Source organism: Intestinibacillus massiliensis (assembly GCF_900155735.1).
GTDB lineage: Bacteria > Bacillota > Clostridia > Oscillospirales > Butyricicoccaceae > Intestinibacillus > Intestinibacillus massiliensis.
In genome coordinates, this window is sequence record NZ_LT707059.1 from 429,640 (window position 1) to 455,076 (window position 25,437).

Genomic DNA, 25,437 nt, shown 5'->3' on the forward strand with positions numbered 1-25,437 from the left:
CGTCCCGGCCGCGCCGCTGTCCCGCCGCCGGGTCGCGCTCGGCATGTGCGTCTATGTGGCGAGTGCGGTGCTGGGCTTTTTGATTTTACCAAAGAAAACGGCCGCGTTTGCCTATACCGCGGTGTTCGGCGCGTATACGCTGCTCAAATACGCAATTGAAAAGCTACGTGCCAAGCCCTTGCAGTGGGTGTGCAAGCTGGGCTGCGCCGGGGTTGCGCTGGGGGTTGTATTGCTGGCGGCGCCCATGCTGCTTGCGCCTTCGATGCGCGTGTTGCCCGATTCCCTGGATACAGGCGCGGCCTTCGTGGTCGCGGTGCTGCTGTATTTTGTTGTTTTTGTGCTTTATGATATCGCGTTTTCCCGGCTGCTCCAGCTATTGCGGCGTATTTTCCCGCCGGAGTGAAGCTGGCCGGTACCGCACCCGGTTTGGGCGGAATACCACAAAAAGAGTGAGGATGTTAAAACGATGAAAAGTATGACCGGTTATGGAAGGGCGCGTGAAACGCTGTCCGACCGTGAAATTACAGTGGAGCTGCGCGCGGTAAACCACCGCTATTTTGACTGCACGGTGAAGGCGCCGCGCATGTACGGCTTCCTGGAAGACCCAGTAAAGAAAGCGGCCGGCCAGCGCATCGCGCGCGGCAAGGTGGATATCTTCGTGTCGGTCAATGCGGTCGGCGGCGCGGATACCCGCATCGTACTGAACGACAAGGTCGCGGAAGGGTATCTGGAGGCGCTTTCCGCCCTGCGCGACCGGTTCGGCCTGCGCGACGACATCAGCGTCATGTCGATTGCGAAGCTGCCGGACGTGCTTACCGCCGAAAAGGAAGAAGAGGACATCGAGGCGCTCAAGAAGGACGTCCTTACCGTGCTTGGGCAGGCGGCCGATGAGTTCGACGTGATGCGCGGGCGCGAGGGCCGCAAGATGGCGGCCGACGTGTCCGGCCGTATGGAGACCATCCTCGGGCTGGTCTCCCAGGTGGAGGAGCGTTCGCCCCAGTGCGTGCAGGAATACCGCGAAAAGCTGGAAAAGCGCATGCGCGAGGTGCTTGCGGATACGTCGATTGACCCGCAGCGCATCCTGACCGAGGCGGCGCTTTTTGCGGATAAGACCGCGGTGGACGAAGAGACCGTCCGCCTGCGCAGCCACGTGCACCAGCTTGGGCTGATGCTGGAAGAGGACGCGCCGGTAGGGCGCAAGCTGGATTTCCTGGTGCAGGAGATGAACCGCGAGTCCAACACCATCGGCTCTAAGGCCAACGACGTGCAGCTTGCCAATATTGTCGTTTCCCTCAAGGCCGAGATCGAAAAGATCCGAGAGCAGATCCAGAACATCGAATAAGGGGGCAAGGCGATGAAGCTGATCAATATTGGGTTCGGGAACATGGTTTCGGCAGGACGCGTGGTCGCGATCGTAAGCCCGGAGTCCGCGCCGATCAAGCGTATCATACAGGAAGCGCGCGACCGCGGCGTGCTGATCGACGCGACTTATGGCCGCCGTACGCGCGCCGTCCTGATCATGGACAGCGACCATGTCATCCTGTCAGCGATCCAGCCGGAAACCGTGGCGGGCCGCCTGGGCGGCCATGCCGATACGGAAGACGAGGTGCCGGAGGATGCGTAAAGGGACACTTTATATTTTTACCGGCCCTTCCGGCACGGGGAAAGGCACGCTTTTAAGCCGGGTCATGGCGCAGGACGACAGGCTGTTCCTGTCGGTCTCCGCGACGACCCGCGCCCCACGCCAGGGGGAGCAGGCCGGCGTGCACTACTTCTTCCTTTCCAGGGAGGAGTTCGACCGCCGCGTGGAGGCCGGCGCGTTCCTGGAATACGCTCATTATGTGGGCAACAGTTACGGGACGCTGGAAGCCCCGGTGCAGCAGAAGCTGGAAGAGGGGTACGACGTCGTACTCGAGATCGAGGTGCAGGGCGCAATGGCTGTCCACAGCAAACGCCCGGACGCGGTGATGATCTTTGTCGCGCCGCCCAGCTTCGACGAGCTTGCGTCCCGCCTGCGCGGGCGCGGCACCGAGAGCGAGGAGACTGTGGAAGCGCGCCTTGCGACCGCGCGGGAGGAACTGCGCCACCAGGAGGAGTTCGACTACCTTGTGGTGAACGACGACCTCAAGGCGGCGGTGCGCGACCTTTCCGCCATCTTTATTGCCGAGCGTTGCCGGATTTCGCGTAAAAACGGCGAAGTACATACGATAAAATAAGCAACATAACAAACCAAGGAAGAAGAGGGTAACAATATGCTGAAGCCATCCATGAACGAACTGATGAAACGAGTGGGCAACCGTTATTTACTGGTCAACCTGGCCGCACAGCGTGCGCGCGACCTGTCTGAACAGGCGGAAGAAAGCGGCGAGCCGCTCGACGATAAGGCGGTCAAGCTGGCGCTGGACGAGATTGCAGACGGCAAGATCGTTTACCGCCCGGGTCCGCGTGTGGAAAAGATCATCCCGACGGTCGCGGCGACCGATATCGCTGGCACGCTCGACCTCGATTTTGTGGAAGAGGATGAGGAAGAGGAAGAAGCCGAGCTGGCGGAAGCCGATGAAATCGAAGATATCCTGGATGAGGATGAGGAGTAAATGAAAGAGCTACAGGGCAAAAACGTCGTGCTCTGCGTCACCGGCAGCATTGCCGCCTATAAGGCGGCCGACCTGGTGTCCCGCCTGCGCAAGCGCGGGGCGGAGGTCTACGTGATCATGACCCGGTCGGCCTGCGAGTTCATCACGCCGCTGACGATGGAGACCATGAGCAACCACCCCGTGGTCAGCGACATGTTTGCGCGTACCGCCTCATGGGAGGTCGAGCATATCTCGCTTGCCAAGCGGGCGGACGTGTTCGTGATTGCCCCGGCCACAGCCAACATCATCGGCAAGGCGGCGCACGGTATTGCGGACGATATGGCTACGACGACGCTGCTCGCGACGCGCGCGCCGCTGGTCGTTGCGCCGGCGATGAACACGGGTATGTATGAAAACCCGGTTGTGCAGCAAAATATGGAGATTTTAAAGGCGCGCGGGGCAGTTTTTGTCGACCCGGCAGACGGGCACCTTGCTTGCGGCGATTCCGGCCGCGGTAAGCTGGCCGACGTGGCGCGCATAGAACAGGCCATCGCAGACGCCGCGACGACGCACGACTGCGACGGCCTTTCGGTGCTTGTAACCGCGGGGCCGACGCGCGAGGCGCTCGACCCGGTGCGTTTCCTGTCCAACCACTCGACCGGCAAAATGGGCTACGCCCTCGCCGCGCGCGCGCATGCCCGCGGGGCAAAGGTGACGCTGGTGTCCGGCCCGACCGCCCTGGAAGCCCCGGCGGGCGTTACGTTTGTGCCGGTGGTTTCCGCGCTTGACATGCGGGAGGCGGTGATGAGCCGCCTGCAGGGGCAGGATATCGTGATCAAGGCCGCCGCGGTCGGCGATTACCGCCCGGCGCAGCAGGCGCAGGACAAAATGAAGAAGAAAGACGGCGAAATGTCGGTTGCGCTGGTGCGCAACCCGGATATTTTGGCCGAAATCGGGCAAAACAAGCGCGAAGGGCAGACGGTCTGCGGTTTCTCCATGGAAACGCGCGACCTGCTCGAAAACTCGCGCGCCAAGCTGGAAAAGAAAAACTGCGACCTTATGGTCGCCAACAACCTCAAAGTCGCGGGCGCGGGGTTCGCGCACGATACGAACGTGGCGACGCTGCTGTACCGCGACGGCCGGGTAGAGCCGGTCGAGCTGATGCAGAAGGATGCGCTTGCCGACATCGTGCTCGACCGGCTGCTTGCGCTACGGCGGGGCAACTGAGATGGAGGGTTTGATCGGCGCTGTCGCGGTGGACGCTGCGACATATGCGATTGACAAACTATATGATTACCGCATCCCCGCCGAACTTGCAGGCCAGGCGCGGGTGGGATGCCGCGTGCTCGTCCCGTTTGGACGGGGGAACCTGCGCAGTGAAGGGGTTTTGCTGGCGTTCCGCGAGGCTGTGGCGCAGCCGGATAAACTCAAGCCGGTCTGCGAAATCCTGGATGAAACGCCGGTGCTGGATACCGAGATGATCCGGCTTGCGGTTTACATGCGGGAGCGGCTTTATTGCACCTTTTTTGACTGCGTGCGCGCCATGCTGCCCGCCGGGCTGTGGTTCCGGCGCAATGAAACCTATGCCCTCGCGCCGGGGGTCGACGCGGCGGCGCTTGCCGCGCTGCATGCGCGCCCGGAGGAGGAGGGGCGGCTGCTGTCCCTGTTTACGCTGGAACAGCCCGCCCACACGCTGGCCGAGCTGTCGGAAGCACTGCGCGGCCGTGCGGTGGTATCGCGGCTCGACGCGCTGTGCGCGGAAGGCGTGCTCGTATACCGCAGCAATATCATGCAAAAGACGCTGGATAAAACGGAGCGCATGGTCACCCTTGCGATCGAGCCGGAAGAGGCGCAGCAGCGCGTCGCGCGCGGGCGCAGCCCGGTACGCGCGGACGTGGTGTCCTGCCTGTCGGACGGCGGCGCGATGGGCTGGAAAGAGCTGTGCTACATGACCGGCGCGACCGATTCCGTGCTGCGTACGATGGTGAAAAACGGCGTCCTGGAAGTGTTCCGGGAGGAGCGCCTTCGCGCGCCGGATTTTTCAGAGGTCCCGCCCGCGCCGCCAGCGGTGCTCAGTAAGGAGCAGCAGGGCGCGTATGAAGGGCTGCGGGCGCTGCTGGCACAGGATCAGGCTTCGGCGGCGTTGCTGTTCGGCGTAACTGGCAGCGGCAAGACGCAGGTCTACATCAAGCTGATTGCGGATGTGCTCGAACGCGGGCAGTCCGCCATCGTGCTCGTCCCCGAAATCGGGCTTACGCCGCAGCTGATCCGCACCTTTGTCTCCCATTTCGGCGGCGAGGTCGCGGTGCTGCATTCCGCGCTGTCCGCCGGCGAACGGTACGACGGCTGGAAGAAAATCCGCGCCGGTACCGCGCGCGTGGTGGTCGGCACCCGGTCGGCCGTGTTCGCGCCGGTACAGAGCCTTGGGCTCCTCATTTTGGACGAGGAGCAGGACGGCGCCTATAAATCCGAACAATCCCCGCGTTACCATGCGCGGGATATTGCAAAATTCCGTGCCGCGCACAACCGGGCGCTGCTGGTGCTTGGCTCCGCAACCCCCTCGGTAGAGAGCTTTTGGGGGGCGAAACAGGGGAAATACCCTGTGTTTCGCCTGACGGAGCGTTACCTCGGCACTGCTCTGCCGCGCGTGTTCATCGCGGATATGCGCGGCCTGATGCGGCAGGGCTACAGCGGCTCGATCGGCCCGGTGCTGGGCGCGGAAATAGAGAAAAACCTCGAGAACCGGCAACAGACGATTTTGTTTTTGAACCGGCGCGGCAACAGCCGCGTCATCGGCTGTTCCATGTGCGGTTGGGTGCCCGAGTGCCCTTCCTGCTCGACGACGTTGACCTACCACTCCGCAAGCGGACGCGCCATGTGCCATTATTGCGGATATTCCATTAAAATTACCGGGATTTGCCCGGAATGCGGCAGTCGGCACCTCCATACGGAAACGCCCGGCACGCAAAAGGTGGAGGAGGAGCTCCATGCACGTTACCCGTCCGCGCGCGTGCTCCGTATGGACGCGGATACGACGGCGACGCGGGGCGCGCATGAAAAGCTGCTGTCCACCTTCGGCGCAGGGCGCGCCGACATCCTGCTCGGTACGCAAATGGTCACCAAGGGGCTGGATTTTGAGAAAGTCACCCTGGTCGGCGTGCTCGACGCGGACCAAAGCCTATACGCACAGGATTACCGCGCGCGGGAGCGCACGTTTTCCCTGATTACCCAGGTCGTGGGACGCGCCGGGCGGCGCTTTGCCGAGGGGCGCGCCGTGATACAGACCTTCAGCCCGGAGCATCCGGTGATCCTTGCCGCGGCGCGGCAGGATTATGAGGGCTTTTACGAAATGGAAATTGAGGAGCGCGGCGCGCTGCTCGACCCGCCGGTCGCGCAGCTTTTAGTCCTAACGGCGGCCGGGGAGGTCGAACAGCAGGTACTCGCCGCCCTCCTGCGTCTGAAGGCCAGGCTGGAAGGCCTGATGGAAGGGCAGTTCCGCGATATGAAGTGCGCGGTGCTCGGCCCCGCAGCGGCCACGGTTGTGCGCGTCAGCGGGCGGTTCCGCTATCACCTGTCGATGCGCTGCCCCGACCACAAACGCCGCAGGGAGCTGATCTCCGGCGTGATGCGGGAGTTCAGCCGTGATAAACAGAACAGGGGCGTGTCCCTGTTCGCAGACCAGAACCCAGATTCATTATAAGGAGTGTTTTGAAAGATGGCCACGAGAAATATCCTAAAGCAGGGCGACGAAACGCTGAACAAGCGCTGCCGCCCGGTCACCCAGTTTGACGAACGCCTGCACACGCTTCTGGACGATATGGCCCAAACGCTGCGCGAGTCGGGCGGCGTCGGCCTCGCCGCGCCCCAGGTCGGCATCCTGCGCCGTGTGGTCGTTTTGCTTGACGTGAACAAAGACCCGGAAGAGCTGGTGGAACTGGTGAACCCGGAAGTGATCGAGAAGCGCGACGAGGAGCGCATGATCGAAGGCTGCCTGTCCGTGCCCGGCGTATACGGCTACGTCACCCGCCCGCACTATGCGGTGATCCGCGCGCAGGACCGCAACGGCAACTGGTTTGAGCGTGCGGGCGAGGGTATGGTCGCACAGTGCTTCTGCCATGAGACCGAGCATTTGGACGGGCATCTTTTCACGGAAAAGGTGGAAGAATACGTAGACGTGGAGACGGAATAACATGAGGATAGTCTTCATGGGCACGCCGGACTTCGCCGTGCCGTGCCTAAAGCGGCTGCTGGACGATGGCCATGACGTTGTCGGCGTATTTAGCCAGCCGGATAAGCCGCAGGGACGTAAAATGGTGCTGACTGCGCCTCCTATAAAGCAACTAGCTTTACAGGCAAAACTGCCGGTTTACCAGCCGGAAACCTTTAAAAACGGGGCGGTGCTGCCGCTTTTGCAGGAACTCGCCCCTGAGATCATCGTGGTGGTGGCCTACGGGAAAATCCTGCCGCAGTATGTGCTTGACCTGCCGCGCTACGGCTGTGTCAACGTCCACGGGTCGCTCCTGCCGCGTTGGCGCGGCGCGGCGCCAATCCAGTGGTCGGTGATCGCGGGCGACCGTACCGCGGGCGTGACGACGATGCAGATGGACGCCGGGCTGGATACCGGAGACATGCTGCTACGGTATGAGACCGAGATCGGCGCGCGGGAAACGGCGGGCGAACTTTATGAACGCCTCGCCACCGCGGGCGCGGAACTTTTAAGCGAGACGCTGCGTCGGTTGGAAAAGGGGGACATTGTGCCGGAGCGGCAGGACGACGCGGCCTCATGCTACGCGTCCATGCTGGATAAAAAGCTGGCGCAGGTCGACTGGCGCCGCACGGCGCGGGAGATCGACTGCCTGGTGCGGGGGCTGAACCCGTGGCCGGTCGCGTTGACGACCCTGCACGGCGAGCGCATGAAGCTGTATGCGGCGGAGCCGGTGCAGGGCAGCGGCGCGCCGGGTACGGTGCTTGTTTCCGACCCGAAAAGCGGTCTGGTCGTCGCATGCGGCGACGGCGCGCTGCGCCTGACAGAGATCCAGGTCGTCGGCGGCAAAAGGATGCAGGCGGGGGATTACCTGCGCGGGCACGCCGTCCCGTCCGGGACGGTGCTGGGGGAATCATAAAAGATACCGGCAGTATCAATATTCTGAGAGATTGGCGGTAAAAACATGTTTGGATATTATTACGGCTTCGATATGTACTATCTGGTACTGATCGTGCCCTGCGTCATCCTGGCGCTCTGGGCGCAGATGCGCGTCAAATCCACATTCAACAAGTATTCGCAGGTGCGTAACCGCCGCGGCGTGACGGGCGCGCAGGCCGCGGAAGCGGTGCTTCGCGCGAACGGGGTCACCGGCGTGCGGTTTGAGCGCGTGGCGGGCAACCTGACCGACCATTACGACCCGCGCAGCAACGTGATCCGTTTGTCTGCGCCAGTGTACGATTCGGCGTCGGTGGCGGCCATCGGCGTGGCCTGCCATGAGGCCGGGCACGCCGTGCAGTACGCGGTCAATTACGCGCCGATCAAGCTGCGCGCCGCAATTGTGCCGGTGACGCAGTTCGGGTCGACGCTTTCCTGGCCGCTGCTGCTGATCGGCCTGCTTTTCAACAGCGACCTGATGATTTTTGCAGGCATCCTGCTGTTTTCGCTGTCCACGCTGTTCCAGCTCATCACCCTGCCGGTGGAACTGGACGCGTCGCGCCGTGCGCTCGCCGCGATCCGTTCCGGCTACCTGCTGGACGAGGAGGAATACCCGATGGCGAAAAAAACGCTGTGGGCGGCGGCGATGACCTATGTTGCGGCGCTTGCCATGTCGCTGGCGCAGCTCTTGCGCTTGCTGCTCATTTTCGGAGGACGGAGACGGAATGATTAAAAAACGTCCGGCGACGGCGCGTGAAGTCGCCGCCTTTTCCCTTTTCTCCATGGCGGAGGACGGCGCCTGGTCGGACGGTGCGCTGCACCAATACCTCGCCCGCGCCGGCCTGCCCGGGCGGGATGCGGCGCTGGCCACGCGCCTGTGCTACGGCGTGCTGCAAAACCGCGCGATGTGCGACTTTTACCTTGCGAAGTTTTCCAGCGTGCGCCTGCGGAAAATCGCGCCGCGCGTGCTCGATTGCCTGCGCCTGGGCGTGTACCAGCTCACGATGATGGAACGCATCCCGGCGCATGCCGCCGTGGGGGAAACGGTCGCGCTGATTGAGAAATACGCGCACGCAAGCCCGCGTACCGTCGGCTATGCCAACGGCGTGCTGCGTGCGGTCGCGCGCGCGGCGCAGGAGGGCGGCCTGCCGGTGCTGGACTGCCCGGACAAGGAGCGTTATTACGCGTTGCGCTACAGCCATCCCGAATGGCTGGTGCGCGCGCTGTCCGCGCAGTTCGGGCAAAAGGAAGCTGGCAAGATCTGCGAGGCAAACAACCGCACCGCGCCGCTGTCGCTGCGCGTCAATACGCTGCGTACGACGCGGGAGGACGCGCTCCGCGCACTAGCGGACGCCGGGTTTGAACCGCGGCCGCACGAGGCCATCGCGGACGTCATCCTGTGCGCGGGCGGCGATATCGCATCCCTGCCGCTGTTCCGGGACGGCCTCGTCACGGTACAGGACGGCGCGGGCGCGGTGTGCGCCGATATCCTGTCGCCCACGCCGGGCGCGCTGACGGTCGATTGCTGCGCCGCGCCAGGCGGCAAAAGCTTTGCGCTCGCCGCGCGCATGCAGGATACCGGGCGGGTCGTTTCCTGCGATATCTACGAACATAAGCTGGACAGGATCCGGGCGGGCGCGGCGCGCCTTGGCCTTGGCTGTATCGAGCCGCGGCTGGCGGATGCGACACGGCTGCAAAATGGCCTTGCCGGTCAGGCGGACTTCGTGCTGTGCGACGTGCCCTGTTCCGGGATGGGGATTATCCGGAAAAAGCCGGAGATCCGCTACAAGCCGGAAGCCGAGCTTGCGGGGCTTCCCGCGCTGCAAGGTGCGATTCTGGAAAACTGCGCGCAGTATGTCCGGCCGGGCGGCACGCTCGTGTACTCCACCTGCACCGTCCTGGAACGGGAGAACGCCGGCGTGGTGGAGGGTTTCCTTGCCGCGCATCCGGGTTTTTCCGCCGTGCCGTTTACCCATCCGGCCTGCGGCGAGCGGCAGGACGGTATGGTGACGCTGCTGCCGCATGTACATGATACGGATGGGTTCTTCATTGCAAAGCTGAGGAGAAACGCATGACCGAGATAAAATCCCTTACATTTGACGAGCTGAAGGGGCAGCTTGCCGCGCTGGGCGAAAAGCCCTTCCGTGCGGGGCAGGTGTTCAAATGGCTGCACCAGGGCGTGGGTTCGTTCGACGAAATGACCGACCTGTCCAAGGCGCTGCGCCAGAAGCTGGCGGAAAGCTTTGTGCTGACCGTGCCGAAGGCCGTGCGCCGGCAGGTCTCCCAGCTGGACGGCACGATGAAATACCTTTGGGAGCTGCAGGGCGGCGACTGTGTCGAAAGCGTGCTGATGCGCTATAAGCACGGCAACACGGCCTGCGTCTCCACGCAGGTGGGGTGCCGTATGGGGTGCGCGTTTTGCGCCTCCGGCCTGTTCGGCCTCAAGCGCAACCTGTCCGCGGGTGAAATTTTAGACCAAATTTTGTTTATGCAAAAGGACAGTGGGGAGAATATCCATAATATTGTACTGATGGGCACTGGCGAACCGCTCGATAATTATGAAAATGTGCTGAAATTCCTGCATATTGTCAGCTGCGAGCAAGGGATCAACATCGGGCAGCGGCATATTTCCTTGTCAACAAGCGGATTAGCTGATAAAATAGAAACGCTGGCACAGGAGAAGCTGCAAATCACGTTGTCCATATCCCTGCATGCGCCGGATAACGGGAGCCGCAGCAAGATGATGCCGGTCAACAAGAGCTTTCCGATCGAGCGGCTGCTCGAGGCGACGGGGCGGTACTTCGACATTACCGGCCGCCGCGTGTCGTATGAATATGCAATGGCACGCGGCGTGAGCGACAGGCCGTGGCAGGCGGAGCAGCTGGCAAAGCTACTGCGCGGCCGCCCGGCGCATGTCAACCTCATCCCGCTGAACCCGGTCAAGGAAAGCGCCCTGCAGCCCAGCACGCGGGAAAGCGTGCGCAGGTTTCAGGAAATCCTGGAGCGCCATGGGATCGCCGCGACGGTGCGCCGCCGCCTGGGTCCGGATATCGACGCGGCCTGCGGCCAGCTTCGCCGCAGGAACATAGAAGAAGGTGGACAAAAAACGTGATAGCCTTTGGGAAAAGCGATAAGGGGTGCGTCCGGCCAACCAATCAGGATGCATTCGCAATCGACCTGCAGCCCGAAGCCGCGCTGCTTGCAGTATGCGACGGGATGGGCGGTGCGAACGCGGGCAATGTGGCCAGCCGGTTCGCCATTGAAAGCTTCATGGGGGTCATGCGGCAATCGATAAAGCCGCAGATGGACCGCGGGTATATCTGCGACGTGCTCGTAGACGGCGTGAAATATTCCAACCGCACGGTTTTTGACCTTGCGGGCGCACAGCCTGAATTCCGCGGCATGGGGACGACGCTGGTCGGCGGCCTTGCAACGGGTAACAGCCTGGTGCTGGCGAACGTCGGCGACAGCCGCGCCTACCGCATCGGCAAAAACGGCGCGGAACGCCTGACGCAGGACCATTCCTACGTGGAGGAGATGCTGCGGCGCGGCAAGCTTACCGAGGAAGCGGCGCGCAGCCATCCGCAGAAAAACCTGATTACCCGCGCGGTTGGCGTGGAACCCGAAGTCGACTGCGACCTGTACGAGGTCGAGCTTGGGGAGGACGATATCCTGCTGTTGTGCTCTGACGGGTTAACCGGCATGGTGTGCGACGAGGATATTGCGGCGCTGGTAACACAGGCCGCGGACTTGCAGGCGGCGGTCGACGCGCTGATTGCCCGCGCCCTGGAAAACGGCGGCGCGGATAACGTAACGGCCGTATTATTTAAGCGGGAAACACCGGAAGGGAAGGAGTAATCGTATGGACCAGTACATAGGGAAGCTGCTGGATAACCGGTACGAGATCCTGGAAGTCGTCGGGACCGGTGGCATGTCCGTCGTGTACAAGGCGCGATGCCGGGTGCTGAACCGCTTCGTCGCAATCAAGATTTTGAAGGAAGAATTTGCACAGGATGAGGAGTTCCGCCGCCGGTTCTATATGGAATCGCAGGCGGTCGCCAAACTGTCGCATAACAATATCGTATCGGTTTACGACGTGAGCCACACCCCAGGGCTGGAATACATTGTTATGGAGCTTATGGAGGGCATCACGCTCAAGGAGTATTTGCAAAAGAAGGGGCATTTGTCCTGGCAGGAAGCCCTGTTCTTTGCACAGCAGATCGCCCGGGCGCTCAGCCACGCCCACAGCCGCGGCATCATCCATCAGGATATCAAGCCGCAGAACATTTTGATCCTGCGCGACGGCACGGCCAAGGTCACGGATTTCGGCATCGCGAGCTTTGCCGCGACGAGCCAGGAAACGCGCGTCGTACAGGAGGCCATCGGCTCGGTGCACTATATCTCCCCCGAGCAGGCCAAGGGGTCGACGATTGATTTCCGTACGGATATCTACTCGCTCGGCGTCGTGATGTACGAGATGCTGACCGGGAAGCTGCCGTTTGAGGGCGATAATGCGCTCGCCATCGTCATGCAGCACATCAGCGCGATGCCGTTGCTGCCGTCCGAGGTGGTGCCCGGCATCCCTCGCGGGATGGACGATATCGTCATGCATGCGATGTGCCCGACGGCAAGCCGTCGGTATGCCTCCGCGGAGGAGCTTTATAACGACCTGCAGAAGCTGAAAAACGACCCCAATGTGACATTTCAGTACGACGGGGAATCCATCCGCGGTGAAGCGCCCTCCTTGGACGAGACGCAGGCGCTGCCGAATTATGCGGACATCCGGCACGCGGCTTCCGCCGCACCCGCGCAGCCGCAAAAGCAGCACGCACGCTACCAGCCGGTACGTGAAGAGCCGGAAGGGTATGCGCCGCGCCCGCAGCGCAAGAAAAAGGGGTTTTTCAGCTCCCCGGTTGCCGTGGCGACGACGGCTGTGGTGGCATTTGTAATATTTGCCGTTATCGTCGGCTGGCTAATGGTTTCCAGCGGCAGCAGCGGCAAGGTCGAAGTGCCAAACCTGGTGGGTCGCAACATTTCGGATACCACGCTCGCGGAGTATGTTGATTTGAGCGACGACGCGTACCGGAATTTCAAATTCAAGACCAAAACGGTGCAGGACGAAAACGGCGTGGACGGCGAAATCCTGAAGCAGGATCCCTCAGCAGGCGAAAAGGTCGCCGAGGGCGCCACAATTACGCTTACCGTATGCTCGGCCGGCAATGCCAAGGAAGACGAGGAATATACGGTTGAGAAGTTTGAAAACTACACCTATGACGAGGTCAAGGAGCTGCTGAAGGACACGGGCGTGATCGTACGCCGCGGGCCGGACGAGACTTCGGATACGGTCGAAAAGGATAAGGTCATCCGCACCGAGCCGGCAGAGGGCACGAAGCTTAAACGCGGCGAAACGCTGACGGTGATCGTGAGCAGCGGTAAGGATGAAAACGCCATGGGCGTGATGATCAACGTGGTCGGCGCGCCGAAGGACGACGCGGTCAAGGCGCTTGACGCGCTGGAAATCAAATCGGAAATCCATATTGTCGCAAGCGACAAAACAAAGGATTTAGTCGTCAGCCAGTCGGTGGACGCAGGCGAAACGGTTTCCAAGGATAAAACGGTCATCTTGGAGGTCTCAAGCGGCGTGGCCGCGCCGGAAACGGGAGGCGACGAGCCGACGGACGGCGGCGGGGGTGAACAAAAGCCCGACGACGGCGGCGGCAGTACGGCCCCGGCGCCGCAAAAGGGCAGCGCGACCATTGACGTCGCAATCCCGGCTGCGGAGCGCGAAAGCGCGCGCATCGTCGTGAAGCAGTCCGACGGTACGGTGCTCTATGACAGTACCCTGACCGGCGCGGGCGAATCCCAGAGCATCACGCTGGAGGGCAGCGGCACGCAGATGCTGACTGTTACGGTCAACGGCGGCTATACCTCCAACCAGGAAGTGACTTTTAAGTAATTGGGAAAAGGGAGCGAGTGTTTGACGGAAGGCATGATTTTAAAGGGGATCGGCGGCTTTTATTATGTGGATACGCCGGATGGGCTGGTTGAGTGCAAGGCGCGCGGCAAATTCCGTAAAACGGTCGGCAAGCCGATCGTGGGGGATCACGTGACGCTGGAAATCCAGCCGGAAGACGGTACGGGCTACTTGATTGATATCGCGTCCCGGCGAAACCAGTTGGTGCGCCCTGCGGTCGCAAACCTGGATTTGCTCGTGGTGGTCGCGTCATGCGCGCCCCCGAAGACCGACCCCTTTATGATCGATAAGGTGTTCGCGATTGCGGCGCACAAGGGGATCGGCATGCTGCTCGTCATCAACAAGGCCGACCTGGACGACGGCGCCGCCCTTGCGGAAATCTATCATAAGGCGGGCATTGAGACACTGTGCGTCAGCGCGGAGACGGGGGAGGGCATAAGCGCCCTCCGCGCCCGGCTCCGCGGGCAGACCGCCGCCTTTGCCGGAAACTCCGGGGTGGGGAAATCCAGCCTGCTCAACCGGCTGGATGACCGCTTTGGCGCGCAAGTGGGCGGGATATCCGACCGGATCGGCCGCGGCAAGCACACGACCCGCCACGTCGAACTGATGAAGCTGCCGGACGGCGGCTTTATCGCGGATACGCCCGGGTTTTCTTCCTTCGATACGGAGCAGATGGATCTGGTGCTCGCGGAAGACCTGCAATACGCATTCCCGGAATTTGCGCCCTATTTAGGGCAGTGCAAGTTCACCGGGTGCGCGCATGTCAAGGAAAAGGGCTGCGCGGTCATCGCCGCGGTCGAAGCGGGCGAAATTGCCCGCTCCCGGCACGAGAGTTACGTAAAACTTTATGACAGTGTGAAGGATATCAAACAATGGGAGCTTTCAAAGGGCGGCACGCGCTGATTTTTGCAGCCGCGCCGGAATCGGAATACGGATATATCCAGGCGTTCCTTGCGGGACATCCGGATGCTGTAATCATCTGTGCCGACGGGGGGCTGCGTCACGCGCACGCGCTGGGGCTGAAGCCCGACCTGGCCATCGGCGACTTTGACTCGGGCGAGGATACCGGCGAGGCGGCGGAAGTCCTGCGGCTGCGGCCGGAAAAGGACGACACCGATACGCAGTCCTGCATGCGCGAGGCGTTTGCGCGCGGCTGCGCGGAGGTCACGCTCGTCTGCGCAACAGGCGGCCGGCTCGACCACTTGCTTGCCAACCTGTCGCTTCTGGAGGAGGCGCGGGACTACGGCGGGCGCTGCACGCTGCTTGACCATCAGAACATGGCTGTTTTGCATGAAGGCGGATGCCAGCATTTCAAAATGCCGGGCCAATACCGGTATTTTTCCATCATCCCGCTGGATGAAAAACTGCAGGACGTCACAATACGGGGCGCAAAATACCCGTTGGAGCATCAAACTTTGTTGCGTAAAGGCATGATCTCCATTTCAAACGAAGCGGGCGATTCGCCCTTTGAAGTGGAAATTGGACAGGGAACCGCGCTCATTATTTTCACAACCGACCTTTGACAGGATATTTTGTGTATATTCGCCATCGTACCCAATGGGTGCGGTGGCTTTTTTTGTTGTGTTTGTTTTGCAATTTCCAAAAGTCGTACTTGCAAAACAAAAACAACAAGAATATAATAAGGAAGACGATTAAAGAGAGAATCTATGGAGGTAGGTTGGTTGTGTTAAAACCCATTTCAAAAATTGCCTCGCAGGTACAGGCGTCCACGACGCTTGCGATTGACGCAATGTACAAACAGATGAAGGCGCGCGGCGAGGATGTCGTCGGCTTCGGCGCCGGCGAGCCTGATTTCCCGACCCCTGAGAGGATCAAGGCGGCGGGGATTGCCGCGATTATGGGGGACCATACGCGCTACACGCCCGCGTCCGGCCTGCCTTCGCTGAAAGAAGCCGCATGCCTGCGCCTCAAGCTGGACTGCGGTGTGGAATATACGCCGGATCAGATCGTGGTCGCGTCCGGAGCAAAACACAACGTCTATATTGCGCTCATGACCCTGTGCAACCCGGGCGACGAGGTGGTTATCCTTGCGCCGTACTGGGTATCCTACAGCGAGATGGTGCAGCAGGCCGGCGCGGTGCCGGTTATCGTGGCAGCGACGGAAGCGCAGCAGTTCAAGGTAAGCGCGGCGCAGCTCGAGGCCGCGATCACGGAAAACACCAAGGTTGTCATGCTCAACTCGCCCTCCAACCCGACCGGCATGGTCTATTCCCGCGAGGAGCTGCAGGCGATCGCGGATGTGTGCGTGCGCCGCAACGTATATGTGATCGCCGACGAGATTTACTGCAACCTGATTTATGACGACCTGGAGTTCGTATCCTTCGCTTCGCTGGGCGAAGACGTCAAGGAGCGCACCATCCTGATCAACGGCGTTTCCAAGTCCTATGCGATGACGGGCTGGCGCGTCGGCTATGCGGCTGCCAACAAGCAGATCGCCAAGGTGATGGGCAACTACCTCAGCCATTCCACCTCCGCGCCGAGCACGGTCTCCCAGTATGCCGCGATTGAAGCGCTGACCGGTACGCAGGAGGATATCGACGCCATGCGCCTCGAGTTCCAGGAGCGCCGCGACCACCTGGTCGAGCGCATGAACCGGATTGAGGGCGTTTCCTGCCTGCGCCCGCAGGGCGCGTTCTATGTCATGATGAACATGGAAAGCTTCATTGGCAAGGAAATGTATGGGCAGATGATCCATGACGACGTGGATTTTGCGAAGCTGTTCCTCGAAAAAGGCAAGGTTGCAACCGTGCCGTGCAGCTCCTTCGCCGCGCCCGGTTACATCCGCTGGAGTTATGCAACTTCCATGCGGGAGATCGACAAGGGGCTTGACCGTTTAGAACAGTTCATAAAAAACGCTTGAACAAACTAAATTCGCGCCGTTTTTTCTTGAAGTAAGCGGGAAAAAATGATAAAATAAAGGCGGACTTTTCGCAGTCCGCCTTTTTTGTGTCAAAATAGAAAATAAACACCGAAAGGATGTCGTACATTGAACGCAGTATATGAAAGCCCGTTCTCCGCACGCTATGCCTCTAAGGAAATGCTTTATGTGTTTTCGCCGGACATGAAGTTTTCCACCTGGCGCCGCCTGTGGGTTTCCCTGGCCAAGGCCGAAATGGCGCTTGGCCTGCCGATTACGCAGGAACAGATTGATGAGATGGAAGCGAACGTCGGAAACATCGACTATGAGGTTGCCCGCCAGCGGGAAAAAGAGGTGCGCCACGACGTGATGGCGCATGTTTACACCTTCGGCAAGGTGGCGCCGAAGGCGGCCGGCATCATCCACCTGGGTGCGACCAGCGCGTATGTCGGCGATAATACGGACATTATCCAGCTGCGCGAAGGCCTCAAGCTGGTGCGCAAGAAGCTGGTCACCGTCCTGGACAAGCTGGGCGGGTTTGCGGATGCGCACAAGGCGCAGCCGACGCTTGGCTTTACCCACTTCCAGCCCGCGCAGCTTACGACGGTCGGCAAACGCGCCACCCTTTGGATGAACGAGCTGCTGATGGATCTCGACGAGGTGGAGTACCGCATCGAGAACCTCAAGATGCTGGGTTCCAAGGGCACGACCGGCACGCAGGCGTCCTTTGTGGAGCTGTTTGACGGCGACGACGCCAAGGTCAAGGAGCTGGAAAAGCGTATTGCGGACGATTTTGGTTTTGCGGGGGTTGTCCCGGTCTCCGGCCAGACCTATTCTCGCAAGGTCGACGCGCAGGCGCTGGCGACCCTGTCCGGTATCGCCCAGTCCGCTTCCAAGTTCGCGACCGACCTGCGCCTGCTGCAGCACCTCAAAGAGATCGAGGAGCCGTTTGAGGCGCACCAGATCGGATCTTCCGCAATGCCGTATAAGCGCAACCCGATGCGTTCCGAGCGTATTTGCGCGTTGGCGCGTTACGTGATCTGCGACAGCCTGAACCCGGCGTTTACCTCCGCGACCCAGTGGTTTGAACGCACGCTGGACGATTCCGCGAACAAGCGTATTTCCGTGCCCGAGGCCTTCCTCGCGATTGACGCGATCCTGAATATCATGATCAACGTCGTTTCCGGCCTGGTCGTATACCCCAAGGTCATCCGCCAGCGCGTGATGAACGAGCTGCCCTTCATGGCGACCGAGAATATTATGATGGGCGCGGTGAAGCGCGGCGGCGACCGCCAGGAGCTGCATGAGCGCATCCGTGAGCATTCTATGGCGGCGGGCAAGCGGATCAAGGAAGAGGGACTGGATAACGACCTCATCGACCGCATTGCCAACGACCCGATGTTCGGCATGACCCGTGCGGAAATCGAGGCGGAACTTGACCCGCAGAACTATATCGGCCGCTGCCCCGCGCAGGTGGACGATTTCCTGCGGGAGGAAGTGCATCCCCGCATCGACCGCTACCTGGATGGGGAAGAGGTCACGGTAGAAATCAACCTGTAACAGCAAACGGCAGGATCGTTTTTTTCAATTTTGCATTTGTATGACAAATGCTGTACCAAAGTCAAACATCAATTGACTTTATTGCACGGGAAGTTTATAATAAACTTCATGTGCGAATGATGCAAGGAGGTAAAAACATTGAAGAAGAGCATTATATCCTTCATTGCTGTTATGCTGGTCATCGTTTTGATCGGTATTGCCGCGATTATGGGATTTAGCGTGGGGGACAAGACGATCATCCCAAGCGTATTCGATTCGGAGAACGGCATCCGCCGCGGCCTGGATCTGGTGGGCGGTTCGTCGATTACATTTGAGGCGCAGCTGCCGGACGGGTACGATTCCGGCAACCTTTCCAAGGATATGGAAACCGCGCAGGAAATGCTGCGTGAGCGCCTGACCCGCGAGGGCTTTACGGAGGCGAGCGTTACCCTGCAGGGGGACAAGCGCCTGGTCGTAGAGATCCCGAACATCAAGAACCCGGAAGACGCGGTCAAGATCCTGGGCGCGACCGCGCAGCTGACCTTTACCGATGCTGACGGCAAGGTATGGCTGAACGGCTCCGACGTCAAGGAAGCCAAGGCGCAGTATGGCCGCATCAGCGAAAGCTCCGTCAAGGAAGAGCATTATGTACAGATGACGCTGACGGCGGACGGCCAGAAGAAGTTTGCCGACGCGACCCAAGCGATTTCGTCCCGCACGGACGGCCAGAACTGGATGGCGATCAACCTGGACGGCGTCGCACAGTCCCAGCCGGGTGTACATGAGCGCATCGACAGCGACAGCTGCATCATCTACGGCAGCTTTAATGCGGACAGCGCCAAGTCTTTGGCCAACCTGATCAACGTCGGCCAGCTGCCGTTCACGCTGGATCAGGTCGAGCTTCGCGCAGTCGGCCCGCAGCTCGGTTCCAACGCGCTGCGCTCCAGCTTCGTAGCGGCGCTCATCGGCATTGCGCTGGTAGCCATTTTCATGATCATCATCTACCGCCTGCCGGGCTTTATCTCGGTCATCGCGCTCGGTTTCTACATGGTCATCGAGGCTGTGATCCTGTCGCTGCTCAAGGTGAACCTGTCCCTGCCGGGCATCGCCGGTATCATATTGTCAATCGGTATGGCGGTTGACGCAAACGTCGTCATCTTTGAACGTGTCAAGGAAGAGCTGCGCGCGGGCAAGTCGGTAAAGGCTTCGATCGATTCGGGCTTTAAGCGCGCCTTCACCGCAATCTTCGACTCCAATATTACCACCCTGATTGCAGCGGCCGTGCTGTTCTGGAAGGGCACCGGTACCATCGTCGGTTTCGCGACCACGCTGGGGCTTGGCGTTATCATTTCCATGTTCACGGCGCTGACCGTGACCCACTTCCTGCTTAACCGCATGGTGGATTTCCGGATCAAAAACCCCAAGGTCTACGGTGCGTAAGAAAGGAGGCGTTTTCAGATGAAGAGTAAATTTCAAATTATTAAGAATTTTAAGATTTTTGGCATCATTTCCTGCATCCTGTGCATTGTCGGCATCGTCAGCCTTATTGCGCTGCCGTTCGGCAAGAATTTCTTCAACCTGTCCATCGATTTCGCCGGCGGCACCGAGATGGAATTTAACATGCATGCCGCGGTGACCCCGGATATGAAGGGCGAAATCGCCGACCTGTTCAAGGAAGCCACCGGCGTCGACGGTACGGTCGTCGAGGCGGGCTCCGGCGTGAACCAGCAGGCGATCATCCGCTCCACGAGCATCGACACCGATAAGCGCTCCGCGGTTATCGAGGCGATGAAGGCAAAGTTTAACTTGACCGACGACGACCTGTATAACAACGAGGACGTCAGCGCTTCGGTCGGCAACGACCTCAAGACAGCCGCGTTTATCTCCGCAATCCTCGCGGCAATCCTGATGATGATTTATATCGCGATCCGTTTTGAGTTTACATCCGGCCTGGCGGCGGTCGTTTGCCTGCTGCACGACCTGTTTGTGATGCTGTCCTTCTATGTCATCTTCCAGGTGCAGATGGATCAGAACTTCATTGCGGCCGCGCTGACCATCCTGGGCTACTCGATCAACGCGTCCATTATCGTGTTTGACCGTGTGCGTGAAAACCTGCGCGTTGCGCGCAAGGAGCCGTTTGAGGATGTTGCGGAGCGCAGCGTCTGGCAGACCATGGGCCGTACGATCAACACCACGGTAACGACCCTGCTGACGGTCGGCATGGTCTTTATCCTGGGCGTACCGTCCCTGCGCAATTTCACCCTGCCGCTGATCATCGGCATCGTGAGCGGCGCGTATTCCTCGATCTTCCTGTCTGCTTCCCTGTGGGGCAAGTTCCGTAAGATCTTCCGCCGCCGTCACGCGTAAACAACTGCATTTTAAAGGAGGATACCCGGTTAACCGGGTATCCTCCTTTGTAACTTTGGATACAATAGAACCTGGGAAGGGGGCGTTGCCGGTGGAACTCGGCATTTCGACAGCTTGTTTTTATCCGAAGCCATTGGAGCAGGCAGCCTATGAGGCCGCACAGATGGGCGTCAGCAACGCGGAAGTATTCATCAATACCGAATCGGAATTCCGGCCGGATTACATTGAGGCGCTCCGTGAACTGCTCTCCACGCATGGGCTGCGCGTTACTTCGGTACATCCGTACACTTCGCCTATGGAAGGGCAGATGCTGCTTTCGGATTATGCCCGGCGCACCGAGGACGGTATGAAGATGTATGCGCGCTATTTCGAGGCGGCACGCGGCCTGGGCGCGCGCTACTTTACCTTTCACGGGGAGCGCAGCGTGATCCGCGACCGGGATGCGGCCGATATTGCGCGCAAGGTGGACGCCTACCGACGGCTGTGCGAACTGGCTGCGGGGCAGGGGCTTGTGCTTGCGCAGGAAAACGTGGCATGGTGCAAGTCGGAGAACCCCAATTATCTACGCATGCTGTATGAACAGGTGCCGGAGCTGGGGTTTACGCTGGATTTAAAGCAGGCGCATCGCGCGGGACATCATTGGGGCGAATACCTGGACGCGGTCGGCGACCGGGTGGTCAACGTGCACCTCAATGATTTCGACAGCACGAGGAGCTGCCTGCTGCCGGGCGAAGGCGCGATGGATTACGCGGCGTTTTTCCAGAGGCTGCATGCGCTGCACTATAGCGGGCACCTGCTCATCGAGGTCTATGCTTCCAATTTTGCCGACCGCGCGCAGTTCCGCCGGTCGGTGGAGTATTTAGAGCCATTTGTCCATGGCCGGGTCAAGGCGGCTCAGCCTGTAGGCTGAACGCCCGTAAGATGAGCAAAAGGAAGCGGCAAAAAGCCCCCGGGATCCTACCCGGGGGCTTTAAAACTTTGGAAATGCAGATGGATCACTTTTCACGGATCATGCTGGAGAGTTCTTCCATAAAAGTGTTGATGTCCTTGAATTGCCGGTAAACCGAGGCGAACCTGACGTATGCCACCTCGTCGATCTCCTTGAGCTGCTCCATGACAAGTTCGCCGATGGCCTTGGAGGACACTTCGTATTCCAACGTGCCGAACAGCTTTTGCTCCACGTCGTCTACAAGCTGCTCCAGACGCGCCTGGGACACCGGGCGCTTTTCACACGCCTTCATCACGCCGGCGAGCAGCTTTTGGCGGTTGTAAGGCTGGCGCGTGCCGTCACGCTTGATCAGCATCATGGGGAGGTGCTCGACCGTCTCATAGGTGGTAAAACGTTTCAGGCAGCGCAGGCACTCGCGGCGGCGGCGGATACTGGTCCCCTCGTCCGTTGGACGGGAGTCCACGACCTTGCTGTCCGGGAAATTGCAAAATGGGCATTTCATATAAAATCATCTCTCTTCTTTGGAGTTGCATTTTTCTTTTATTGTAACATTTCCCATGGAGAAATGAAAGTGTTAAAATGCTGGCGGACACATTTACTGTCCCTGCCTACCGGTACAACCTATGGGGTGTGCGCCATATATAGGGGAGATAGGACATAGAAAACGCATCTTGTGTGGAAAAACAGATCGGGGATACCTGTTTTTGCAAGATATGGCGCCGGGCTATTTTGCAGTTTTTGAAAAAAGCACTTGCAAACCGCCCCGCGATGCAGTATACTCATAGACGAAAACAGAATACGGCATTCTTCAGGGCAGGGTGGAATTCCCTACCGGCGGTATAGCCCGCGAGCGGATGCGCAAGCATTGCAGCAGATTCGGTGAAACTCCGAGGCCGACAGTATAGTCTGGATGGAAGAAGAACACGTAAAAGGCGGTTTCACGCTTATTTTGCGTATTTTGTCCTGAAATACTTTGGTATTTCAGGATTTTTTATTGCACGCGTAAAGTGCAGCGCGCCCCGGGGATGTATTCCGGGGCGCTTTTTCTATTTAGCGAGGTGAAACAATGGAAGATCAGGAATATATGCGCCGGGCGCTGTCGCTGGCGGCGCGCGGGGAAGGGCGGGTCAGCCCGAACCCGATGGTCGGCTGCGTGGTTGTAAAAGGCGGGCGCGTCATCGGCGAAGGCTGGCACGAACAGTACGGCGGGCTGCATGCCGAGCGCAATGCGCTTCAAAACTGCACGGAAGACGCGGCGGGCGCGACGCTCTATGTGACCTTGGAACCCTGCTGCCACTGGGGGAAAACGCCACCCTGTACAGAGGCCATCTTGGAGCACCGGATTGCCCGGGTTGTGGTCGGGTGCTTAGACGCGAACCCGCTGGTGGCGGGGCGTGGAGCCTCGATTTTACAGGGGCGCGGCGTAGAGGTGGAGACCGGCGTGCTCGAAGCGGAATGCCGCGCGCTGAACGAGGCGTTTTTCCATTACATTACGCATCAAACGCCTTTTGTCGTCATGAAATACGCCATGACGCTGGACGGGAAAATCGCGGCGCACACGGGGGACAGCCGCTGGGTGACCGGCGAGGCGGCGCGCGCCCATGTGCACCGGATGCGCAACCGCCTGTCGGCGATCATGGTGGGGGTTGGCACTGTGCTGGCGGATGACCCGTTGCTGACCTGCCGGATGGAGGGCGGTCGGAACCCTGTGCGCATCGTCTGTGACAGCCGTTTACGCACGCCGCCGGGCAGCAGCCTGATCCGCACCGCGGGGCAGACGCGCACGATCCTGGCGGCGGTGGAGCGCGGCGAAAATGCGGCGGCGTTGGAACAGGCAGGCGCGGAAATACTCCTGTGTAACGCCGCGGAAGGCCGGGTCGATTTAAACGATTTAATAGCAAAACTCGGACAGATGGGGATTGACAGCATTTTGCTCGAAGGCGGCGCAGGGCTGCATTTTGCGGCGCTGGAGGCCGGGATCGTGCACAAGGTACAGGCCTATGTCGCGCCGAAGCTGATCGGCGGCGCGGCGGCAAAAACGCCGCTGGGCGGCCGCGGGTTCGACCGCATGGCGCAGGCCGTGCCGGTCACGGATTTGACGGTCACGCCGCTGGGCGGGGATTTCCTGCTGGAGGGGACGCTCTGATGTTTACAGGGATTATTGAAGAGGTAGGCCGCATCGCGCGGATCGAACGCGGCGCGGCGGGCGCGCGGCTTTGGGTCACGGCGCATACCGTGCTGGATGGCACGAAAATCGGTGACAGCATCGCCACAAACGGCGTGTGCCTTACAGTCACCGATATGGAAAAGCAGGCCTTTGCCGCGGACGTCATGGCGGAAACGCTGCGCCGTTCCGCGCTGGGGCAACTGAAGCCGGGGAGCGGGGTCAACCTGGAACGCGCGATGCCGGCGGACGGGCGCTTCGGCGGGCATATCGTATCCGGGCACATCGACGGCACGGGCACGGTCGCGGGGTTGCGGCGCGAGGACAATGCGGTCTGGGTGACGGTGCAGGCCGCGCCAGCGCTGCTGCGCTATATCGTGGAAAAGGGCTCGGTTGCCATTGACGGCATCAGCCTGACGGTTGCGGCGGTCGACGGGCAAGGGTTCCAGGTGTCGGTGATCCCGCATACAGGGGCGGAGACAACGCTGCTGGGCAAACGGCCGGGCGACCCGGTCAACCTTGAATGCGACGTGATTGGAAAATATGTGCAAAAGCTGCTGCAGCCGTCGGAACCGCTGCAAAAAGCCGGCCTCACGATGGATTTTTTAGCGGAACATGGCTTTTAATGAAAAGGAGCAATTGGAATGGATAACGTATTTGGAACCGTTGAGCAGGCGCTCGAAGACCTGAGAAACGGAAAGAACATCCTGGTAATCGACGACCCGGAGCGGGAAAACGAAGGCGATATCATCTGCGCCTCGGAATTTGCCACCACGGAAAACGTCAACTTTATGGCGACATACGGCAAAGGCTTGATCTGCATGCCGATGTCGGGCGCGCTGGCCGGCCGCCTGGAACTTTCCCAGATGGTGGAGAACAACACGGACAACCATGAGACCGCCTTTACGGTCTCCATCGACCACCGCGATACGACGACCGGGATTTCCGCGGAGGAGCGCGGCTTTACCGCCCGCATGACGGTGGCGGAAGGCGCCAAAGCGTCGGATTTCCGCCGGCCGGGGCACATGTTCCCCCTGCGTGCGGTGGAGGGCGGCGTGCTCAAGCGCTCCGGCCATACCGAGGCCACGGTCGACCTGTGCCGCCTTGCCGGGTTGCAGGAGTGCGGCCTATGCTGTGAAATCATGCGGGAGGACGGCACGATGATGCGCACGACGGAGCTAAAGGCCTTTGCGCAGCAGCACAGCCTGACCCTCATCACGCTTGCGGACATCATCGCATACCGCCGCCGCGCGGAGACGCTGGTGGAGCGCGTGGCCTGTGCGAATTTCCCGACACGCTATGGCAAGTTTCAGATTTACGGCTATGTCAATAAGCTCAACGGCGAGCACCATGTCGCCATGACGATGGGCGACGTGGGGAACGGCGAGCCGGTGCTCGGGCGCGTGCATTCCGAATGCCTGACCGGCGATGCGCTCGGCTCCGCGCGCTGCGACTGCGGCGAGCAGTACGACGCCGCAATGAAGATGATTGCGCGGGAAGGCCGCGGCGTGCTCGTTTATATGCGGCAGGAAGGCCGCGGCATCGGGCTGATCAACAAGCTGAAAGCCTACGAGCTCCAGGATCAGGGCATGGATACGGTGGAGGCGAACGTCGCGCTCGGCTTCCCGCCCGACCTGCGGGATTACGGCATCGGCGCGCAAATCCTGAGCGACCTCGGCGTGCACAAGCTGCGCCTGATGACGAACAACCCGACCAAAATCGTGGGGCTTTCCGGCTACGGCATCGAGGTGGTCGACCGCGTCCCCATCCAGATCGCGGCGAATCCCTACGATGCGTTTTACCTCAAAACAAAGCAGGCCAAAATGGATCATATGACGCAGTACAAATAAAAA

25 protein-coding genes and 1 riboswitch are annotated in these 25,437 nt (G+C 60.4%); of the genes, 24 read left to right on the forward strand and 1 reads right to left on the reverse strand.

Annotated features, from left to right (window positions below; genetic code table 11):
- The 21 genes from CZ203_RS09940 to CZ203_RS10040 all read left to right on the forward strand — a co-directional run.
- The coding region (locus CZ203_RS09940) for a hypothetical protein (protein ID WP_407927729.1) at window positions 1–403 on the forward strand (403 nt) is incomplete at its 5' end.
- A 63-nt stretch (window positions 404–466) separates the two neighbouring features.
- Entirely contained in the window at window positions 467–1,342 is an 876-nt protein-coding gene (locus CZ203_RS09945; protein ID WP_087065944.1) for a YicC/YloC family endoribonuclease, read from the forward strand.
- 12 nt (window positions 1,343–1,354) lie between these two features.
- On the forward strand, window positions 1,355–1,624 hold the full coding sequence (remA, locus tag CZ203_RS09950; protein ID WP_087065945.1) for an extracellular matrix/biofilm regulator RemA: 270 nt from the start codon (window positions 1,355–1,357) through the stop codon (window positions 1,622–1,624).
- The gene (gmk, locus tag CZ203_RS09955; protein WP_087065946.1) at window positions 1,617–2,216 is read left to right on the forward strand and encodes a guanylate kinase; all 600 of its coding nucleotides are present in this window, start codon (window positions 1,617–1,619) and stop codon (window positions 2,214–2,216) included. The genes remA and gmk overlap by 8 nt, the downstream gene beginning before the upstream one ends.
- 36 nt (window positions 2,217–2,252) lie before the next feature.
- Window positions 2,253–2,594 carry a DNA-directed RNA polymerase subunit omega gene (gene rpoZ, locus CZ203_RS09960; protein ID WP_087065947.1) on the forward strand — a complete coding sequence of 114 codons (342 nt, stop codon included), beginning with the start codon at window positions 2,253–2,255 and terminating at the stop codon, window positions 2,592–2,594.
- On the forward strand, window positions 2,595–3,800 hold the full coding sequence (coaBC, locus tag CZ203_RS09965; RefSeq protein ID WP_087065948.1) for a bifunctional phosphopantothenoylcysteine decarboxylase/phosphopantothenate--cysteine ligase CoaBC: 1,206 nt from the start codon (window positions 2,595–2,597) through the stop codon (window positions 3,798–3,800).
- Window position 3,801: 1 nt separating this feature from the next.
- Window positions 3,802–6,273: a replication restart helicase PriA gene (gene priA, locus CZ203_RS09970; RefSeq protein ID WP_087065949.1), complete on the forward strand. Its 2,472-nt coding sequence runs from the start codon at window positions 3,802–3,804 to the stop codon at window positions 6,271–6,273.
- A 15-nt stretch (window positions 6,274–6,288) separates the two neighbouring features.
- On the forward strand, window positions 6,289–6,762 hold the full coding sequence (gene def, locus CZ203_RS09975; protein WP_087065950.1) for a peptide deformylase: 474 nt from the start codon (window positions 6,289–6,291) through the stop codon (window positions 6,760–6,762).
- Between the two features lies 1 nt (window position 6,763).
- The gene (gene fmt / locus CZ203_RS09980; protein ID WP_087065951.1) at window positions 6,764–7,696 is read left to right on the forward strand and encodes a methionyl-tRNA formyltransferase; all 933 of its coding nucleotides are present in this window, start codon (window positions 6,764–6,766) and stop codon (window positions 7,694–7,696) included.
- 45 nt (window positions 7,697–7,741) lie between these two features.
- Complete coding sequence (locus tag CZ203_RS09985; RefSeq protein WP_087065952.1) at window positions 7,742–8,446, forward strand: zinc metallopeptidase; 705 nt, start codon at window positions 7,742–7,744, stop codon at window positions 8,444–8,446.
- On the forward strand, window positions 8,439–9,788 hold the full coding sequence (rsmB, locus tag CZ203_RS09990; protein ID WP_087065953.1) for a 16S rRNA (cytosine(967)-C(5))-methyltransferase RsmB: 1,350 nt from the start codon (window positions 8,439–8,441) through the stop codon (window positions 9,786–9,788). The genes CZ203_RS09985 and rsmB overlap by 8 nt, the downstream gene beginning before the upstream one ends.
- Window positions 9,785–10,825, forward strand: coding sequence for a 23S rRNA (adenine(2503)-C(2))-methyltransferase RlmN (gene rlmN, locus CZ203_RS09995; RefSeq protein WP_087065954.1), 1,041 nt, complete (start codon window positions 9,785–9,787; stop codon window positions 10,823–10,825). The genes rsmB and rlmN overlap by 4 nt, the downstream gene beginning before the upstream one ends.
- Window positions 10,822–11,571, forward strand: a complete 750-nt coding sequence (locus CZ203_RS10000; protein ID WP_159456464.1) for a Stp1/IreP family PP2C-type Ser/Thr phosphatase — start codon at window positions 10,822–10,824, stop codon at window positions 11,569–11,571. Before rlmN ends, CZ203_RS10000 begins: the two co-directional genes overlap by 4 nt.
- A 4-nt stretch (window positions 11,572–11,575) precedes the next feature.
- Window positions 11,576–13,669 (forward strand): Stk1 family PASTA domain-containing Ser/Thr kinase, encoded by a 2,094-nt coding sequence (gene pknB, locus CZ203_RS10005; protein WP_087065956.1) that lies wholly within the window; start codon window positions 11,576–11,578, stop codon window positions 13,667–13,669.
- Between the two features lie 21 nt (window positions 13,670–13,690).
- Window positions 13,691–14,590 (forward strand): ribosome small subunit-dependent GTPase A, encoded by a 900-nt coding sequence (rsgA, locus tag CZ203_RS10010; protein ID WP_235847504.1) that lies wholly within the window; start codon window positions 13,691–13,693, stop codon window positions 14,588–14,590.
- The gene (locus tag CZ203_RS10015; protein ID WP_087065957.1) at window positions 14,560–15,210 is read left to right on the forward strand and encodes a thiamine diphosphokinase; all 651 of its coding nucleotides are present in this window, start codon (window positions 14,560–14,562) and stop codon (window positions 15,208–15,210) included. The genes rsgA and CZ203_RS10015 overlap by 31 nt, the downstream gene beginning before the upstream one ends.
- A 227-nt stretch (window positions 15,211–15,437) precedes the next feature.
- Entirely contained in the window at window positions 15,438–16,568 is a 1,131-nt protein-coding gene (locus tag CZ203_RS10020) for a pyridoxal phosphate-dependent aminotransferase (protein WP_087066237.1), read from the forward strand.
- A 126-nt stretch (window positions 16,569–16,694) separates the two neighbouring features.
- Window positions 16,695–18,125, forward strand: coding sequence for an adenylosuccinate lyase (purB, locus tag CZ203_RS10025; RefSeq protein ID WP_087065958.1), 1,431 nt, complete (start codon window positions 16,695–16,697; stop codon window positions 18,123–18,125).
- Between the two features lie 138 nt (window positions 18,126–18,263).
- Window positions 18,264–19,544 (forward strand): protein translocase subunit SecD, encoded by a 1,281-nt coding sequence (gene secD / locus CZ203_RS10030; RefSeq protein ID WP_087065959.1) that lies wholly within the window; start codon window positions 18,264–18,266, stop codon window positions 19,542–19,544.
- Window positions 19,545–19,562: 18 nt separating this feature from the next.
- Entirely contained in the window at window positions 19,563–20,471 is a 909-nt protein-coding gene (gene secF, locus CZ203_RS10035; RefSeq protein ID WP_087065960.1) for a protein translocase subunit SecF, read from the forward strand.
- Window positions 20,472–20,562: 91 nt separating this feature from the next.
- Window positions 20,563–21,381, forward strand: a complete 819-nt coding sequence (locus CZ203_RS10040; RefSeq protein WP_143436188.1) for a sugar phosphate isomerase/epimerase family protein — start codon at window positions 20,563–20,565, stop codon at window positions 21,379–21,381.
- A gap of 85 nt (window positions 21,382–21,466) precedes the next feature.
- Here the strand turns inward: CZ203_RS10040 and nrdR are convergent, their stop codons facing one another.
- A complete protein-coding gene (nrdR, locus tag CZ203_RS10045; RefSeq protein ID WP_087065962.1) occupies window positions 21,467–21,922 on the reverse strand; it encodes a transcriptional regulator NrdR in 456 nt (151 codons plus the stop codon).
- Between the two features lie 298 nt (window positions 21,923–22,220).
- A riboswitch (FMN riboswitch) is annotated at window positions 22,221–22,346 on the forward strand.
- Between the two features lie 140 nt (window positions 22,347–22,486).
- On the opposite strand from nrdR, the gene ribD reads away from it, so the two are divergent.
- From ribD to CZ203_RS10060, 3 genes are read left to right on the forward strand one after another with little or no spacing between them, the layout of a single operon-like run.
- Window positions 22,487–23,566 (forward strand): bifunctional diaminohydroxyphosphoribosylaminopyrimidine deaminase/5-amino-6-(5-phosphoribosylamino)uracil reductase RibD, encoded by a 1,080-nt coding sequence (gene ribD / locus CZ203_RS10050; RefSeq protein ID WP_087065963.1) that lies wholly within the window; start codon window positions 22,487–22,489, stop codon window positions 23,564–23,566.
- Window positions 23,566–24,210, forward strand: coding sequence for a riboflavin synthase (locus CZ203_RS10055; protein WP_087065964.1), 645 nt, complete (start codon window positions 23,566–23,568; stop codon window positions 24,208–24,210). The genes ribD and CZ203_RS10055 overlap by 1 nt, the downstream gene beginning before the upstream one ends.
- Before the next feature lie 18 nt (window positions 24,211–24,228).
- A complete protein-coding gene (locus CZ203_RS10060) occupies window positions 24,229–25,434 on the forward strand; it encodes a bifunctional 3,4-dihydroxy-2-butanone-4-phosphate synthase/GTP cyclohydrolase II (RefSeq protein WP_087065965.1) in 1,206 nt (401 codons plus the stop codon).
- Window positions 25,435–25,437: the final 3 nt, after the last annotated feature.

Coding starts and splice junctions, on each gene's coding strand:
- CZ203_RS09945 (WP_087065944.1), top strand. CDS start 467: ATGAAAAGTATGACCGGTTATGGAAGGGCGCGTGAAACGCTGTCCGAC.
- remA (WP_087065945.1), top strand. CDS start 1,355: ATGAAGCTGATCAATATTGGGTTCGGGAACATGGTTTCGGCAGGACGC.
- gmk (WP_087065946.1), top strand. CDS start 1,617: ATGCGTAAAGGGACACTTTATATTTTTACCGGCCCTTCCGGCACGGGG.
- rpoZ (WP_087065947.1), top strand. CDS start 2,253: ATGCTGAAGCCATCCATGAACGAACTGATGAAACGAGTGGGCAACCGT.
- coaBC (WP_087065948.1), top strand. CDS start 2,595: ATGAAAGAGCTACAGGGCAAAAACGTCGTGCTCTGCGTCACCGGCAGC.
- priA (WP_087065949.1), top strand. CDS start 3,802: ATGGAGGGTTTGATCGGCGCTGTCGCGGTGGACGCTGCGACATATGCG.
- def (WP_087065950.1), top strand. CDS start 6,289: ATGGCCACGAGAAATATCCTAAAGCAGGGCGACGAAACGCTGAACAAG.
- fmt (WP_087065951.1), top strand. CDS start 6,764: ATGAGGATAGTCTTCATGGGCACGCCGGACTTCGCCGTGCCGTGCCTA.
- CZ203_RS09985 (WP_087065952.1), top strand. CDS start 7,742: ATGTTTGGATATTATTACGGCTTCGATATGTACTATCTGGTACTGATC.
- rsmB (WP_087065953.1), top strand. CDS start 8,439: ATGATTAAAAAACGTCCGGCGACGGCGCGTGAAGTCGCCGCCTTTTCC.
- rlmN (WP_087065954.1), top strand. CDS start 9,785: ATGACCGAGATAAAATCCCTTACATTTGACGAGCTGAAGGGGCAGCTT.
- pknB (WP_087065956.1), top strand. CDS start 11,576: ATGGACCAGTACATAGGGAAGCTGCTGGATAACCGGTACGAGATCCTG.
- CZ203_RS10015 (WP_087065957.1), top strand. CDS start 14,560: ATGGGAGCTTTCAAAGGGCGGCACGCGCTGATTTTTGCAGCCGCGCCG.
- CZ203_RS10020 (WP_087066237.1), top strand. CDS start 15,438: ATGTACAAACAGATGAAGGCGCGCGGCGAGGATGTCGTCGGCTTCGGC.
- secF (WP_087065960.1), top strand. CDS start 19,563: ATGAAGAGTAAATTTCAAATTATTAAGAATTTTAAGATTTTTGGCATC.
- nrdR (WP_087065962.1), bottom strand. CDS start 21,922: ATGAAATGCCCATTTTGCAATTTCCCGGACAGCAAGGTCGTGGACTCC.
- ribD (WP_087065963.1), top strand. CDS start 22,487: ATGGAAGATCAGGAATATATGCGCCGGGCGCTGTCGCTGGCGGCGCGC.
- CZ203_RS10055 (WP_087065964.1), top strand. CDS start 23,566: ATGTTTACAGGGATTATTGAAGAGGTAGGCCGCATCGCGCGGATCGAA.
- CZ203_RS10060 (WP_087065965.1), top strand. CDS start 24,229: ATGGATAACGTATTTGGAACCGTTGAGCAGGCGCTCGAAGACCTGAGA.